1 protein-coding gene is annotated in these 274 nt (G+C 62.8%); it reads left to right on the top strand.

What is annotated here, in order from left to right:
* Nucleotides 1–274: hypothetical protein (locus AC0L3U_RS39400; protein WP_473365122.1), on the top strand; the 274-nt coding region annotated here is incomplete at both ends.

Raw genomic sequence — 274 nt, 5'->3', positions numbered from 1 at the left:
CTTTGGTATCGCCATCAGCGATCACGGCTTGAGCAGCCCGTTTCTGGCATTGCAAGTCATTGAGGATTACCTCGATGACGGGAACCATAGCGACCGCGAAAAAAAGGCCCTGCTGCTGATCGCAGACCAGGACGCCATCCTGTATGACAGCCCTGCCCTGGCCCGCCTGAACCCGGAGCCCAGCGCCTGTGTGGTGATGTTGCGCAGCCTGCCGAGCGGCCCCGCCGCCGAACCCCGCGCGGGCATCGCGTTCAAGCACTATCGCAAAGTGGCC

It is taken from the genome of Bradyrhizobium sp. Kon69, assembly GCF_055807515.1.
This window is presented reverse-complemented; position numbering and strand designations above follow the sequence as displayed.